This is a genomic window from Streptococcus parauberis NCFD 2020 (genome assembly GCF_000187935.1).
Classification (GTDB): Bacteria; Bacillota; Bacilli; order Lactobacillales; family Streptococcaceae; genus Streptococcus; species Streptococcus parauberis.
Window position 1 is genome coordinate 1,594,423 of the sequence record NZ_AEUT02000001.1, and the last position, 16,375, is coordinate 1,610,797.

15 protein-coding genes and 1 pseudogene are annotated in these 16,375 nt (G+C 37.3%); 2 read left to right on the forward strand and 14 right to left on the reverse strand.

The window, feature by feature from the left end; genetic code table 11:
- The first annotated feature begins 28 nt into the window (after positions 1-28).
- A complete protein-coding gene (locus SPB_RS08000; RefSeq protein ID WP_003106058.1) occupies positions 29-2,530 on the forward strand; it encodes a YhgE/Pip domain-containing protein in 2,502 nt (833 codons plus the stop codon).
- A 36-nt stretch (positions 2,531-2,566) separates the two neighbouring features.
- Here the strand turns inward: SPB_RS08000 and SPB_RS08005 are convergent, their stop codons facing one another.
- From SPB_RS08005 to SPB_RS08025, 5 genes are all read right to left on the reverse strand, one after another.
- Positions 2,567-3,430: an LPXTG cell wall anchor domain-containing protein gene (locus tag SPB_RS08005; protein ID WP_003102364.1), complete on the reverse strand. Its 864-nt coding sequence runs from the start codon at positions 3,428-3,430 to the stop codon at positions 2,567-2,569.
- A 326-nt stretch (positions 3,431-3,756) separates the two neighbouring features.
- Positions 3,757-4,704 carry a hypothetical protein gene (locus SPB_RS08010; RefSeq protein ID WP_003103737.1) on the reverse strand — a complete coding sequence of 316 codons (948 nt, stop codon included), beginning with the start codon at positions 4,702-4,704 and terminating at the stop codon, positions 3,757-3,759.
- Between the two features lie 167 nt (positions 4,705-4,871).
- On the reverse strand, positions 4,872-5,576 hold the full coding sequence (locus SPB_RS08015) for a gamma-glutamyl-gamma-aminobutyrate hydrolase family protein (RefSeq protein WP_003103023.1): 705 nt from the start codon (positions 5,574-5,576) through the stop codon (positions 4,872-4,874).
- A 139-nt stretch (positions 5,577-5,715) separates the two neighbouring features.
- Positions 5,716-8,430 (reverse strand): GBS Bsp-like repeat-containing protein, encoded by a 2,715-nt coding sequence (locus SPB_RS08020; RefSeq protein WP_003103978.1) that lies wholly within the window; start codon positions 8,428-8,430, stop codon positions 5,716-5,718.
- A gap of 128 nt (positions 8,431-8,558) precedes the next feature.
- A complete protein-coding gene (locus tag SPB_RS08025) occupies positions 8,559-8,909 on the reverse strand; it encodes a hypothetical protein (RefSeq protein ID WP_003105326.1) in 351 nt (116 codons plus the stop codon).
- Positions 8,910-9,057: 148 nt separating this feature from the next.
- On the opposite strand from SPB_RS08025, the gene SPB_RS08030 reads away from it, so the two are divergent.
- Positions 9,058-9,693, forward strand: a complete 636-nt coding sequence (locus SPB_RS08030) for an elongation factor G-binding protein (protein ID WP_139058236.1) — start codon at positions 9,058-9,060, stop codon at positions 9,691-9,693.
- A 162-nt stretch (positions 9,694-9,855) separates the two neighbouring features.
- On the opposite strand, the gene SPB_RS08035 is transcribed toward SPB_RS08030, so the two are convergent.
- The 9 genes and pseudogenes from SPB_RS08035 to SPB_RS08070 form a co-directional block, all read right to left on the reverse strand.
- Entirely contained in the window at positions 9,856-10,410 is a 555-nt protein-coding gene (locus SPB_RS08035) for a GNAT family N-acetyltransferase (protein WP_003104068.1), read from the reverse strand.
- Positions 10,411-11,153: 743 nt separating this feature from the next.
- Positions 11,154-11,249 (reverse strand): annotated as a pseudogene (locus SPB_RS11095) (2-oxo acid dehydrogenase subunit E2); the annotation flags it as partial.
- Between the two features lie 37 nt (positions 11,250-11,286).
- Positions 11,287-11,799, reverse strand: coding sequence for a heme-binding protein (locus tag SPB_RS08040; protein ID WP_003104884.1), 513 nt, complete (start codon positions 11,797-11,799; stop codon positions 11,287-11,289).
- A gap of 69 nt (positions 11,800-11,868) precedes the next feature.
- Positions 11,869-12,321, reverse strand: a complete 453-nt coding sequence (locus SPB_RS08045) for a VOC family protein (RefSeq protein WP_037621214.1) — start codon at positions 12,319-12,321, stop codon at positions 11,869-11,871.
- A 227-nt stretch (positions 12,322-12,548) separates the two neighbouring features.
- Entirely contained in the window at positions 12,549-13,202 is a 654-nt protein-coding gene (locus SPB_RS08050; RefSeq protein WP_003102662.1) for a Crp/Fnr family transcriptional regulator, read from the reverse strand.
- 27 nt (positions 13,203-13,229) lie between these two features.
- A complete protein-coding gene (locus SPB_RS08055) occupies positions 13,230-13,508 on the reverse strand; it encodes a hypothetical protein (RefSeq protein ID WP_003105500.1) in 279 nt (92 codons plus the stop codon).
- A 12-nt stretch (positions 13,509-13,520) separates the two neighbouring features.
- Positions 13,521-13,751 (reverse strand): heavy-metal-associated domain-containing protein, encoded by a 231-nt coding sequence (locus tag SPB_RS08060; RefSeq protein WP_003103457.1) that lies wholly within the window; start codon positions 13,749-13,751, stop codon positions 13,521-13,523.
- A 78-nt stretch (positions 13,752-13,829) separates the two neighbouring features.
- Positions 13,830-15,677: a heavy metal translocating P-type ATPase gene (locus SPB_RS08065; protein ID WP_003102459.1), complete on the reverse strand. Its 1,848-nt coding sequence runs from the start codon at positions 15,675-15,677 to the stop codon at positions 13,830-13,832.
- Between the two features lie 362 nt (positions 15,678-16,039).
- Positions 16,040-16,369 carry a nucleotide pyrophosphohydrolase gene (locus SPB_RS08070; protein WP_003103171.1) on the reverse strand — a complete coding sequence of 110 codons (330 nt, stop codon included), beginning with the start codon at positions 16,367-16,369 and terminating at the stop codon, positions 16,040-16,042.
- Positions 16,370-16,375 lie beyond the last annotated feature (6 nt).

Below are 16,375 nucleotides of genomic sequence, written 5' to 3' on the forward strand. Positions count from 1 at the left end.
AATCTACAGATCGTATGGAGGTAAGACATTGACAAAAGAAGTAAAAAATTTATGGCGGAATCCTCACTTATGGGTAACCATATTGGGGGTTGCTCTAGTCCCAACATTATATAACTTAGTTTTTCTAACGTCACTTTGGAATCCTTATGGTAATCTTAATCAGTTGCCCGTTGCCATTGTGAATCAAGACAGAGCAGCTGATTTCAACCACAAGAAAATCAATGCTGGAGATAAGATTGTGGACAAGATGTCCAAAAGTAAAGATTTAGATTATCATTTTGTAACAGCCAAAACAGCTAACAAAGGCTTGAAAGATGGTAAGTACTATATGGTTGTGACTTTTCCCAAAGATTTATCAGAAAAGTCAAGCAGCATCTTAACTGACCATCCTGAAAAACCAATTATCACATATCAAACCTCAAAAGGGCATAACTTTGTTTCGTCTAAGATGGGCCAATCAGCCATGCTTAAATTAGAAGCAAAAGTTTCTGAAGAAGTAACAAAAGCATATAATAAAAACCTCTTTACCAACCTTGTTCAACTACAAAAGGGTCTTGGAAAAGCAGCAAAAGGTAGTAAAGATCTAGCAAATGGAGCTAATAAGGCTTTGGATGGTAGCCAACAAATTACCAATAACTTATTATTACTTGCCAATGCTGGAAATCAACTTTCTTCTGGTGCAAGCCAACTTAATGATGGGATTGGTCAATACACAAGTGGTGTTGGTCAATTAAATACTGGTATTGGCAAATTATCAACTGGCTTAACAACTTATACCAATGGCGTTAGTCAATTATCCCAAGGAGCTAATCAACTCAACGCCAATTCACAAAACTTAAAAGATGGCGCTAATCAGATTGCTGGTGGTGCAAGCCAGATGCAAGAATTAGTTGACGGTGCAAGCAAATTAAATGCAGGACTGGTTCAATTACAAACAGAAACTAGCCTTTCTCCGGAACAAACAGCTAGTATCCAAGCCCTACAAACAGTCCTACCAGCTATTCAACAAGGTATTAATCAATTGAATAAAACCGTTGCAGAACTGGGTAACCAATCAGCTACGACAACTACCACAACATCTCCAAATCTGAGCCAAGCTAAAGTAGATTTAACTTCAATTATTAGCCAAGCAGATACAATCATCTCTGCTACTACATCAGACAAAGCAACAATTACTGCTTCAGTGCAAGGAACTTCTGCCTATCAATCACTAACACCGGCTCAACAAGCTGAAATTTCTAATGCTATTTCGGCAACACCACAATCAAGCAACGCAACAGCTGCCCAAGCAATCAAATCTGCTGCCGGTGAATTACAAACGACCTTAGATCAAGTAACTGGTCAATCATCAACCACTACTACAAACCCATCTGCTAGCCTTGGTCAATTACAAACAAGTGTTGCAACTCTGAACAACACCGCAAATGTTGTCCTTCCCGGTGCAGTTACAGCTCTCAATACCTTATCAGGTGGCCTCGCTGAAGTAAATTCCAACTCAAGTAAAATGGTCGCTGCTAGTTCTCGAATTCTAGGTGGTGTCCAAGGTTTACAAACAACGCTTGCCACAAACGGTAGTAAACTAGCAAATGGCATTACTCAGTACACCGATGGCGTTGGCCAATTGGCGTCTGGTGCTAATCAATTATCTGGGAACAATGCTCAGTTAACTTCAGGCGTTGCTGGCTTAAGCAGCGGTGCTTCAACACTCGATAGTAAATCAGGAGACTTGACTGCTGGTGCCGGAAAACTTAGTGATGGCGCTAGTCAATTTGCACAAGGTTCTGGAAAAATCGCCCAAGGCGGTAACCAATTATCTACTGGTATTTCAGCTCTTTCGTACGGGGCAGGCACTTTATCCGACAAGTTGGCACTGACTGATCAAAAACTTGCGACCTTGTCATTCAAGAAAAGTAACTCCAAAGAATTAGCGAGCCCTATCGCCACTAAACATGTTGATAAAGACAATGTCAAAACCAATGGTGTAGGCATGGCTCCTTACATGATTTCCGTATCTCTACTTGTCGCTGCTTTATCAGCCAACGTTATCTTTGCTGATTCACTAGCTGGTAAAAAACATGAAACACGTATGGAATGGGCCAAATCAAAACTCTTTATCAATGGTTTAATTTCAACATTGGCAGCAATCATGCTCTATGCTCTGGTACGAATTTTAGGAATGGATCCAAGTTATCCGGTGGCAACTTTTGTGATGATCCTCTTATCATCATGGGCGTCAATGGCCATTGTCACAGCCCTTCTTGGTTGGGATAAACGATTTGGTGCTTTTGGTGCATTAATCCTTCTTTTACTCCAATTAGGCTCAAGTGAAGGAACATACCCATTACAAATTATTCCAAGATTCTTCACCAAGATTCATCCATTTTTACCAATGTCCTACTCTGTATCAGGACTACGCCAAGCCCTCTCATTGAACGGTGAAATCGGTCATCAAGCAAGTATGCTTGCCCTTTTCACAGTTGGAGCAATAATGGTAGGTTTACTGATTTATCGCCAAAATAAAAAAGACTAAAAAAGCCAAGCAACAATTGCTCGGCTTTTTTCTGTCTTATTCATGTTTATACTTTTTTGCCAAGACTAAAGCTATAGCTGACATCATTATGCCCATAAAGGCTAAGCTAGCTTGTGAGTGGTCTCCAGTTTCTGGTAATTCTGATTTGGTGAATTTTTCATCCGATGCTTGTGTTCTAGTAGAAGATGTTGGGCTGATTTGTTTTGGTTTGTAAGCAGATGGATTAATTTTCTTAACATCTTTAATATCGCCATCAGCTGATAATTCTACATAATAATCATAAGATTCAGTGACGATTTTTAACCATTTGTCGCCAAGTGCAGTCCACTCTGTAGTATTAGAAGCTAATACATACTCAATAGTTGTTGTTTTAGCAATTTCTTCATAAGAATTAATCCAATCTTGCCCATCAAGATATTGCCCATCTGAAATATATGTTTTTGTTTCTGTTTGAGGCGCAATCTGTACCTGACTAGGATCCGCAATACTTGTTGTTTTAACAGTAACAGTTCCTACTTCAGTTACAACTCCATCGTCGTATTCTGTTTCAGTGGTTTCACCTTCATCAACAGTTACATCAATCACATCACCGATTTGCGCTTGATCAGCTGCTTCAACTGATAAGTTTTCTTTTGCTGAAATCTCTGTATCAGCCAGATCAGTAGCAGATTGGTCAGTCAAGTAGACATCATTTGTAGATGTGCTAGTTGTTTCAACTGGTGCTATAGGTTGCTCTACTGGTGTTACAGCTGCTGAAGAAATTGGATCAGTAGTAGTCGAAGGTGTATCTGCAAAAATACTTGTTTGGCTAGCAAAAGCAAGTCCAATAATAGCAGCTCCTAAACCTAACTTAAATTTGCGTAGTGAGAAGCGTTGTTGCCTATCTTTAGTATGATACATAAAGCTTTCCTCTTTTCATAATCTAGTATTACTATACCACAATTTTGTCAGAAAAAAAGAATTTCCAATCAAAAATTTACTTTTTAATAAAATTTAAAATTTTGATAAAAATCAGTCTAAAATAAAATGTTGAATATGCGATAAAATTCGTAATTTAACTTAAAATATCTAATAAAGTTGATGAATAATGAAAAAAACGCATATTTTACTAACGTTTTATCATAAAATTTATAGATATATTTTCTAACAATTCACATCTCAATAATGAATAATCAGCTTACTATGAATCCGGTCATCAAAAAAAGGCTTTCTCACAAAGAAAGCCTTTAACTTTTTGGATTTGGTTTAAACCAACCACTGATTTCATAGCTACAACGATTAGATTTGAAGTTTTTAACCTCTCCTGTCCGTTTGTCCGTGACCATCATTTCAATCTTAGAGTCCATGGATTCTTCCACTGTATCCACCATTGATCCCTCTCGCGGACTAATAAGGGACTCCACCTTACCTTGGGTGAGTGTGATTTCAATCGCTTTTTTTCTATTTGAAATGGAAATGAGCTCTTGCCCTTGGGAATTCTGCGAAATCAATACCTGACTAAAGTCATAAGTGGTAAAGGTTTCGTTGACCCCATCGATATTTAGATTGGCGATATAACCATCAAATTTGATTGGTCCTATTGGAATTAAGGCAATAGTGAAGAAAATCGAAGCTTTTTCTTTTGAAAAATCGCTGTGCAACCAGATATAGCGTTCTGGGAAGGTCGTCCCTCGGTCTTTTTCACAATAAAAAGAGCTACTGTAGCTTCCGTTGAAAAATGGATTCTCTGTGGTAAAATCAACCCGACCATCAATAGCCTGTAACCCATGGATACAAGGTAAATTCTTAAAGATACTAAATGGTCCCATGATATTTTTTGGATAGGGGGTAATTTCTTGGAATTGTGCTGAAATAATTAGGTTTTCTTCATTGACATTAAAGCCCGTTTCAGAGAAACTATTTTCACCTAATCTGAGGTAGAAAGGATTACTAGAAAGAATCGTTTCTTCATTGCTATAAGATTGACAACCAGAAAAGAGTCGGTCACCTTGTGAGACAATCCACTGTAGATGCCCAGTCATTAGGCCTTTTTCAACATGCAAGGAGGGAATTAAAGCAATTGTTTTGTCTTTAAGGGCACACTTAAGATACCAGCCTTCAAAGTAGTTTGACCGGTTATTTGCTCCCACAAAATCATAATTTAATACTGCTTTTTTATATAATGGAACAGACACAATCTTTCCTCCTTGGTCAAGCTAACTTGATTTTATGAAGTAAAATTTTGTCCTCCTTCATTCCTTAGCCACTTAATCATATTGTATCATCAAAGGTGATAAATTGCGTATTTTTAACGCGAAACAACCTCAAAAAATACCCTAGGGTCTAGGGTATTTTTATTTAATTAACTCATTTCATTGACAAAGTATTGAAAGACTTGTTTACTTTCTGGATGGCTTTTTACTAAGAACTCTGGGTGCCATTGTAAGCCGAGAAATGAGAATGATTTGCCTTCGACAGCTTCTATCGTTTGGTCATCAGTATCACGAGCAAGTACTCTCAAATCAGGGGCTACTTCTTTAATGGCTTGCATGTGCAGACTATTGACCCGGTTCTTTTCGCCATAAATATCATAGAGAATACTATTCTTCTTAAAATCAACCTCCTGAGTGACTTGAGTTGGTGCCAAGTCTTGCCAATGATTGGAGACTGTTTGATTTAAAGTACCACCAAGAAGGACATTAACTAATTGAGTCCCCCGGCAAATTGCAAATACAGGCTTACCTTGATGAAAAGCCTCTCTGACAAGTTGTAATTCAAAGCGATCTCTTGCTTCATGGTAATCGTCACTTGTGATGATCTTCTTTTCTCCATAAAAATGAGGAAGGACATGTTGACCACCCGTAATTAAAAGCTTATCAATGGTCGCCACATAATCTTTGACCATTTCCCCGTGGGCGATGGGCAAGACTAGAGGCAGGCCTCCCGATTCCATAATAATATCTGAAAATATCTTTGAGGCAAAAGTCCGTTGAATACCATTATCCCAAGATTCCAGCTGTCTACTTTGACTCTCATTTCCTGTTATTCCAATTATTGGTCGTTTCACCGGCTGTCCTCCTGTCTTTTCTATAAGTTATAGTTTAGCATAAGACAAGGTTAGGTGGTATTATCTATTTTTTATCAGGATAATAGGTTAGGGCTATGGCAAAAAAAGACTAGCAGGAACTAGTCTTTTTTCACTTTACTCAAATTTCTTTATAAGCAGTGTTCAATGCAGAAACAAGGTTGTTCAGTAACCCTAATTTGCCATCCGCATTTGTTGTGATTGAGATAATGTAGTCTCCATTTCCAGTCGAAACAATACCAGCATCGTTTGCAGCATGATAACCTGTCATGCCAATCCAACCAGCTTTACTCATTGTCCTATATGATGATCCTAAAACAGCATGAATTGGTGATAAATTAGGGTTTTCATAGAGTTTTGATAATTCTTTCCCTTTGGTTGTTGTATTAAAAAATGAGTAATTTTGTCCCCACATTTTGGCCAATTCATTTGACGTAACATAAGGATAACCTGGTACAGATAAACTTGTATCTACGCCAGCTTTGGCCATCCAGTTCGCAATATAACCTGCTCCGTAAGTAGCTCGTAAGTTGGCGTAAGCATCATTGTCAGAATAATAAAGGATATTTTTAATTGCAGTGTAGTTGGTATTGAATGCTAATGGATTTTGAGCTACTAGACTTGCTACATAAATTCCCTTAATTGAACTTGCTACATAAAATTTCTGATTACTATTGTAGGATAGACCTTGTTTAGATATTGCGTCAAACATTGTAAATCCGACCTGATAACCTTGATCAGTGATAACTTTTATAGCACTAGCTAATAAGTTACGAATTGAAACACTTGGAACAAAACCATTAGTCCCATCAATTTTAGCAGCAACACCACTAACAGCCGGCAATGAAAAAGTAGTTGTCCCACTTGTTTGTCCTACAAATTCACCAGACATTAAATCATAATAAACATGAACATGATAAAGTCCGCTATCAAATTTATGCTTTTCAAGATCAATGACGGCACTGTAAGTACTAGCTGAATTTTTTTGAGCTGACAGCCACTGCAACTCATCTTGTCCATTTTTATCAGACCATACAGCAAATTTAACATTTTTTACCCCTTTTGCACTATAGACATTTGATACTGTGGCAGTGAAGGTAAAGTTAGAATTGTTTAAAGGTGAAATAGTAAGTTGACCAGTTTGAGCTGGTAGTGATTTGACATCAAATCCCGATGTCCCAGCTAATCCAACTGTTTTAGAACCAATTTGACTATAGCCATATATATGAACTAAATAATGACCTAAATTATACTTATGATCTCCAATATTAATAATGGCTTGGTAACTATTATCAGCTAGCTTACTTGCCGTCACCCACTTGATATCATCTTGGCCATTAATTTCACTCCAACTTGGTAACATAACTTTTGTGATATAAGCTGGGACATTCGTAACTGATACTAAAAATTCAAGATCTGATTTCTGTGTAATGGCTGCGCTAGCAGTTGGATTTGGTACTGTAATTGTTCTTGTATTTAGACCTTTAGCACTTCCCGACTCAAAACTATAGGTATGGATGTTGTATAGACCATAATTACTATGATTAACATAAGGAACAATGACTTGACCCTGAGCATTGGCTGTGTACCAATGAAGGTCATCTTGACCAGCTTGATCCGACCAAACAGCAAATTTCACTTTGGTAAATTCTTTAACAACATTCGAATTTAATGCTAGGTGGAAACCATCATTAGCTACTACGGCTGACACTACATTTTTGGGGTCTGGGGTAGCAATTGTAAAACCTTCTGTTGTCCCTAATCCGATTTGACTATTCGTGATTGTACTATTCCCATAAACATGAACAGCAAAATGGCCAGTATCATTTGAATGATCTGAAATCTTTACTGAAACTTTGTATGTTCCATCAGTTGATTGAGTAGCTTGATACCATTTAATATCATTTTGGCCACCTAAATCTGACCAAACAGGAACTTTAATTGAGCTAATATCACCTCTCACATTTGAAACGACAATATCAACAATACCATTAGTTTGTACGTTAAACGATGTACTTACTGTTGGTTTAAGAATAGTAAATTGTCTCGCATTTAAGCCAGACATTTTACCTGTTACATCTTGTGAATAGGTATGAATATTATATAGCCCATATGCTCTATGTTTTTTAGATAAATCAATATATGCCGCACCAACTTGATCAGCAGTATACCAAACTAAATCATCTTGGCCAGCATTATCTGTCCAAACTGCATACTTTATCTTCTTAGTTGGTTCTAGTTGCCCATTATAGACAATTTTTAAAACATGACCACTCACATCAGCTGAGACTGTTTCGACTGGTGCGACACTTTTTGACTGGATAGCAGTTTGAGTTTGAACCTGATTTGTGACTTCAGTTGGAGCACTTGGAACTGATTCTATTTCGGGAGTTGAACTTTCTGTATTACTATTTAGTTCTGACTTTTGAGTAGATGCATCGATAGCAATTGCTTCACTCGATGTTACCAAAGTAGCGTCAGATTCCTTCGAGGGACTTGTAGATTCATTACTAGCCTCAGTTTGAGGATTCGTTCCAACTTCAGCGACTACTGGTTGGTCAATGACTTCAGTTGATAAAACTGGTTGACTTGAAGAAGTAACTTGTTCAGAAATATTTGTCGTTTCACTATTGCTCGAATCATTCGTAACAACCTCCATTGACCTGGTTGTAGTTGAATCAGTTAAGTCATCCGCCTGCACTGTTCCTGATAAAAAGCCAACTGTACCGACAATTACCGAGGCAACACCAACCACTGATGATTTTCTTAAACTGAATTGTTGTTTCTTGGGTTTTTTTGCCTCATTTAACTTTTTTGCCACACGTGAATATCCCATAAAACCCCTTTCATTTTCTCCTTTTAAGACTAGTATACTACAATTATAATTAAATATTTAGAGAAAATTAACATTGAAAAATGATTTGACATATAAAAAACATGTGGTGCTAACACAACATGTTTCTACTAACTATTTACAAAATATTTGAATATATAAGGAATACCTTTGCTTAAAATATATAGGCAATAGCTTAGACTGGCTAATGACATCAAGTAGGTAAAGGGATGAAACTTTTTATGTTCAATATCATCTTTTATCATAAATGGAATGAAGATAAAGAAGATTGTCCCAACCATTAGGGCCATTGCTGAGAAAGTCCCAACCGTATTGGTCTCATTGGTAATTGGATCAGATATCCAAGTGTTGTAGAAGATATCTTTGATACCAAGCTTTAAACTATATAAGTCAAAACCCATCCCTACAAAAATTAGTAATACCTCACCCACAAATAAACATGTTATCAGTTTTTCTTTCATTAACCAAGCTCCTTGCCTATTTTTTCTATCATAACACTTTACGCTAAATAGTTGAAAGAAAAACAGAATTTATCTGTCTTCTTGCTAGATAAACTCCTTTTTAACTGTTATAATATGCCATACAAATTGCTAATGGGGGGAAAGAAAGCTGTCACATTTAAAAGTCTATGAATTTAATCAAATCAAGGGGTTGATTAAAGAGCTAATAAACTATTATAAAACAAACGATTATTTAAACTATGCTTTATTAATTAAAGAAACATTACTCGAAATTGGTGCAATCCTGATTGAACATGAGATTGATTCTCAAATGTTTATGACAAACTTAGCAGATAAAAGAATATCTCACCGCCAAGTAGATAACTTATTAGAAGATTTAAAAGTGCGGGTGGAACCCTTTACCATTCCATCAAATAAAGAAATCACTAAACTACTCCGAAAGGTAAAGAAATTAAAAGTTCCCAATTTTGAAACTTATGATAAAAAAGAAATTATTTATCTAGCTTGGAATGAGCAATCCTCTAACCGAAAATATGTCATTTATGAAGATAACAACAAAAGCGCTGCTTTCTATGGAGACCTCTCAACAGACAAAGTCAAAGGCTTCTGTAAAATCTGTAAAGAAGAAACTGAAACCTCTTTATTCCTTTTAAAATCAAAAACCTCAGGCGACGGTACCTACACCAAAAAAGGCGACTACATCTGCCGAGATAGTGCCATCTGTAACCAGAACTTGAAAAACATAGACGACTTTTATGATTTTGTCAATCATATGAAGGCGTAAAGTATATGTTTACTAACCAGATTTAAGTTAATAAAAAAATAAGGCATCCCTTTAAATGGACGCCTTATTTTTTATTTTGATTCTTTCTTTTTCATTAGCTTCGATGATATTAAAGCAATAAGCCAAAGAGAGAAAACACTTAAGATTGATTGACATATAAAATTAGGATTCCTGAGGATTGATAATGCCATATAAAACAATGTCCTCGTACAGATCATTCTTCAAAACATGCTTTTCCTGAGTACCTTCTTTTTTCATGCCCGTTTTTTCCATCACTCTGCCAGATGCACCGTTATACTTGAAATGCTTGGCCACTATTTTATGAAATTCTTTAATTTCAAAGCCATATTTAATAAGTGCTCTCGCAGCCTCTGTAGCTATCCCTTTATTCCACACATCAGGACTAATCCAATAACCTAGCTCAGCAATATAGCCATTTTTAAAAACAGCTAAACTGACACATCCAAGAATACGATCAGTAACTTTATCAGTGATAGCATAATCATAGCACTTATCTTGTTTGTTGTTTTGTTCTTGATTAGATATCCACTCAATAGCAGACTCCTCTGTATAAGGATCAGGCAAAGTCAGCGTGTTCTTTTGAATAGCTGCTGAATTACAAATGTGTGCAACAGCTTGACTATCATCAAGAGTAAATCTTCTCAATAACAAACGGTCTGTTTCAATAGTATTTTCTTTATCATTAAATATAAACATGAAATTACTTCCTTTTCTATATCAACTAAAATATTTTGGAAAATATATGTAAACCCAATTATAACAAATATTAGACATAAGTTATCACTAAATTTGCAATACAAAAAAGCATCCTCCAACGGAGAATGATTTTTGTATATTCGAAACAGATTAACGTGTTGGGAATTGTGATGTTTTACAGGCTTTTTTAAGACCTGGCTTTCTCTGACAACTGAAATATATGGCGTAATATGGTATAAACTAGTAATAATTCAGCATTTCTCATTCAAAAATCGTACTATGTATTACAATATGGTCGCAGAGGGGTTATCAAAAATGCGGTTTTCGGAGCTTATAAAATGGAGAAATATATTTTCAAAGTAGTTATTTTTAGTTCTTTGTACCCAAATTGCTGATTCCAAAACTTAAATACTATTTTCCAGATAAAAAATAATGAAATTAATAAATGCACTTGAGAAGTAAATTAATCATAACAAATTTTAAATATATCATAACCAAAAATCACTGCTAGTTAATGCAGTGATTTTTATAGAAAAGATTATTAATTTTTATGTTCTCTAGACTTAATGGAAAACAACTCCCCGTCAACTACCAATGTTTGACCAGCACCTGTAACAATAGAAACTTCATTCATAAAAAATTTCCTCGATTCATTGTTTAACTTTAATAACTACTTTTATTTATTTGCCCAATATTCTAAACTAAATCTCATTGTCATTATTACAAGCAACCATTCATATTGATTAAAATAACAGTTGGAAAGGATCTTCTAAGTAGTCAATAATGGTTGCCAAAAATTCCGCTGCTGGAGCACCGTCAACCACTTGATGATCAAAGGTTTTTTGCACAAAAAAAAGCATACTTGGATGCTTTATCTTAAATAATCAATCCCTCATATTCCGGTAAATCCACTCCCAAATATTTGGACAGAGCCACCATTAAGAGCCGGTGGTCATTGCCATGATGCAAACCGGAAATCCCTAAAATAGCCACCATTGCCCCATCTACTCTGATAGGAATAGCTCCAGCCACAGGCAAAGTAGCCTCTAAATCTAAAAATTGCGGATTGTCACCCAACAGGGCTAGTGAATAGAGACTAGAATAACCCGTCGATCGAACAGCAGCCATCTTCCGCTCAGCGAAACCAATATTGCGCTCCCCACCAGAGTTGCCAATGTATTGGAAAATCGCTGCCCCATCAGACAAACGCTCCATCCGAATGGCCGGCTCCTCACCAAATGCCACCGCTTCCTCCACCAAAAGTGCCCCCAAAGCCAGAGCCGCCTGACTATCAAAAACCTGAAAAACCAAACGCTGCTCAATCGCCGCCAAAATTGCCTTATCTTCCTCGGAGAATTGCTGCGCCAATACCAGTAAATCTTGAGACATTCTTATTTACTCCCTTCGATTCTGCCAGAGCCTTCATCAGACAGAATCTGTTTTAGACGTCAAAACCAACTAGCAGTTACCAACAAGCTGGATGGATTTTTCCGTATACTGCATCACTTCAAAATAGTTACCATCTGGATCATGAAGCCACATCTGGTAGGTCTCGGACGGACCCTTGGAAATATCGTGAACCAGCTCCACACCAGCCGCTAGAAGCTGATCGCGTGTCTTGAAAATATCGTCCACCAAAAGGGCAAAATGCGAACAGCCCTTATGCTCATCCCACTGCGTGTGCTCCTTCTGAGTCGCATGAGCCGTAAAAAGCTCAATAAACTGACCGGGAGCAGCCTCAAGGTAACTATTAAAAATTCTGTCAGGCTCATCACGCGCAATCTCCTGCAAAGCCGGCCGGTCATCCCGATTCAAATAAACAGAATAGTTAACCTCAGACTTCTTAGTCATCCCCAGTTTGTTAACGTAAAAATCCAACATCTGATCCAACTGATCCGTGTAGGAAGCAATATCATCAAAGACTTAAATTCCATGCTAAAACCTCACTTTTTCTTGATTTACTAATACCCAAATTTTACCATAGACAGTCATGAAAAAAGACCTCTCAACCCCAAAGCGGTCAAAAGATCACAAATTGATTTAAAAATATGGGGGAAAGATGGACAAAAAGTTCAGGGGAACAGAAAAAATATTACAGCAATCGGCTCATTTACAAATTGAGTCCGATTCTATCTCACTCACATATCTTGCAATCCATCTAGGTCAAGAATAGTTACTATTTTACCAGTTCTGCTGATATAGCCTAGACTCTCAAATAAGGAAAATTTTCGCGAGAGGGTCTCCGGAGTGGTGCCCAAAAATTGGGCAATATCTTTCATTTTCATAGGCAGAGTCACTTGATCTGTTTCAGTCACTTTGGCTAAATCAAGTAAGTAATTTGCTAGGCGTTCTTCAACCCGTTCCATTGATAAAAGTTGTGATTGCTTTTCCAGTTGAACCATTTTTTGGGCACTTAATTCAAAGAGTTTAATGGCAATTTTGGGATTTTTGAGCATGACTTGATTAAAAGCCTGCTTGCTAATGGTGCAGATTTCCGTATCCTCTAAAGCTTCCGCAAACAGTGTTTCATTTTCAATGCCGAAAAGCTGGTTTTCACCTTCATAACCACCAGGTTCAACGACACGTAAGAGTTGCTCTTTCCCATTAGCCGATAACTGATAGACCTTTATGGAACCTCGCGCGACGATATCCAATTGGTCATCACCTGGTTGGAAAATGGTCTCATTCTTTTGATAGTGTTTATGGCTTGCGAGTTTGTTAATTTCGGCTTGCTCTTCCACCGATAAATGGTTGAATAAGGGAACAAGTGTCACACACATATGGTGATCCATGGCAATCCTCTTTTCTAATTCTATAAGCTACTTTTGTGATAGTATATCAAATTTTTCTAAGACTTGATAGGTTTTAGTAAGTGTTGGACAAGCATCATTTGGAATAGCATAGTCATTTGTTAGCTGACGGATTTGCCCAAATTCAGGTGCTAAATCAAGTTGATTTTCTTGCATCTTTTCTTGAATAGCCTGATAACTACGACGGACCTCAAAAACCTCGGGATGATTTTTCCCATGTGCCTTAGTAATTGCATTGGTGTATAAATCAAGCAACTCATCATTTTTTTCAAAAAACTCTTTTAACATAATCCATTCTCCTTACGATTTTTCGGAAACTTTTAGGACAGTGTAACCAATAGCCTCCACTGCTTTTGCAATCTCAGCACTACTTGTCACATTATCATCAAAACTAAGCTTGGCTTTACTGGCATTAAAGAGGACTTTGACAGTCTCCTTATCAACACCAGCAACCGATTTAATGGCAGCTTCAATTTTTTTCATGCAGCTTGGACAAGCCAAGGTTTCAAGTTGTAAAATTGTCTTTTTCATTTTTCAAAATTCCTTTCTTAATCATAGCTCCAGTATAGAACGACGCCATTTAAATAAAATTGATAAAGGTCAAGTTTTTTATTTTTTATAGGTTAATAGCCTCATTGCATTTAAAATAACTACCAGAATGCTTCCCTCATGAACAAACATACCAATCGCCATATTCATCCAAGAACTGGTGAGAACACTGACCAAAAGTGTCACTACTACGAATAAAGCGATGGCAATATTTTCAATCATGTTGAATCGCGTAGCTCGGGCAAGAGCAATGGCATGCGGAATCTTATGGAAATCAGAATGCATCAAGACCACCTGAGAGGTTTCAATGGCAACATCGGTTCCGCCACCCATTGCGATACCAATATCAGCAAGGGCTAAAGAAGGACTATCATTAATACCATCACCAACAAAGGCAACAATTTCACCCTTTGCTTGACGTTGCTTCACAAATTCCGCCTTGTCTTGCGGAAGCAATTGTCCGTAAGCTTCCGTTAAAGCTAATTCTTTGGCAACTAAATCAACTGTCCCTTGATTATCACCAGATAAGAGAATTAGGTTCTTAACCCCCATTTTTTTCAATGTTTCGAAGTCTTCTTTAACCCCCTTACGAACCCGATCCCTAATACCAAGCACAAGTACTAATTGCCCATTGACAGCTGTTAAAACCAAAGAATTACCTTGGGCCTCCAAGCTTTCTATATCACTTGTCATCTGCTTATTAAGTGGAATTTTATATTGCTCCATCAAATAGCGATTGCCGACAAGGACCTGATTTTGTCCAATCTGGGCAACAATACCACCACCAGTCACCACCTCTGTTGAATCAACGACGTCAACAAAGGGAGTTTCATAATAATTGGTAATGGCCTTTGCTAAAGGATGATCCGATTCTTTCTCAACACTCACCAACAAGCGTTCCACATAGTTCCTGTTATGACTATAGTGAATAGCTTGGGTCACTTGAGGATTTCCATAAGTTAGAGTCCCCGTCTTATCAAAGAGAATGGTATCAACTTTACTAAAGTGATTAATAACGTCACTTCCTTTGAACAAAATACCATTTTTAGCACCATTACCAATCCCTGAAACATTGGAAACTGGCACCCCAATGACAAGGGCACCGGGACAACCTAATACCAGAATAGTAACAGCCAATTGCATATTCTGGGCCCAAAGCCAAACAAAAATGGCAAGGACAAGAACAGCCGGCGTATAGTATTTCGAAAAGCGATCAATAAACCGTTCTGCTTCGGACTTGGAATCTTGAGCCTCTTCAACCAACTCGATAATTTTCCCAAAAGTCGTCTCATCACCAATTTTCTCCGTCCGAAGCTGCAAAGTCCCATTTTCGAGAATAGTCCCAGCAAAAACACTGGACCCAATTGTTTTAGCAACCGGAACGGATTCTCCCGTGATACTAGCCTCATTCACATTACCAGAACCAAACGTAATCACACCATCAACCGGTATTTTACCTCCGGTTTTGACCAAAAGAAGATCACCCTCAACAATCTCATCCACACCAACTTCCTGGAAATCACCATTTTCGGTCTGCCGAAAGCTAGTCTCAGGCACCAAGTTGACCAAATTCTTAATGGCCGAACGCGTCTTGGCCAAGGTCCGCTGCTCCAAAAAAGCCCCGAACAAGAAGAGAAAAGCCACAATCGCCGACTCCTCAAACTCCTGAATAACAAAAGCCCCAAGAATCGCAAGTGTCACCAGCAAATCAATACTAACCACCCCAACCCTCAGCGCCTGAAAAGCCTGAACAAGAATCGGAAAACCTCCAACCAAGGACGCCAATAAAAGCAAGAAAGCCGACAACCCCTCATTCCCAAACAACCACTCCTGAGCAAAAGCGCCCACAATAAGAACTCCAGTCACAGCAGTCAACCAATTCCGATACGACGATAACCATTTTTGCATCACAACTACCTCCTAACTGACTCCAGTATATCCAAGCCCAGCCCCAAATAAATTGATTTCTATCAAGAAATGGAAAATAGGATAAAAAAAGAGAGCTAAAAATAGCTCTCGGAATAATATGTAAATAAAGATAAGCTTTTACAACTTTTTTATTTCAAATTCAGAAACACCTTTCGAGATCAGACACCCCTTTAAATCTTCAAAGTATATCTTCTTCGATGGCTAGAGAACTTCCATTATGCTTGTATCTGCCAGTATTATCCTATCTTTCAAAAAGTCAAACTCCATATTGATCAGTAGTTGTATTTGTTAGACTTATGGTACAACCTTCAAGTTTCAATCTGACTTTTTTCGCTCAACATTCATAATTCTGTGTATTTTTTATTACTATTTTTACTTTTCGAAACTGGGTATTTTTCTGCATTTTTTGCCAGTTTTTCCCTGATTATTGATTCCATATCAAACCCTAAATTGTCAGCCAACATATATGCATAAATTACAACGTCCGCAATTTCTTCTTTTAAATCTTCACTTTTAGTTTGAATAACTTCTTCACTTGTTTTCCATTGAAATAGTTCTAGTAATTCACTTGCCTCTAATGAAACAGAAATAGCTAAATCTTTTTCATTATGAAATTGTCGCCATTCCCGCTCATCTCTAAAATTGTTTATTTCATTTATTATACTTTTCATCATACA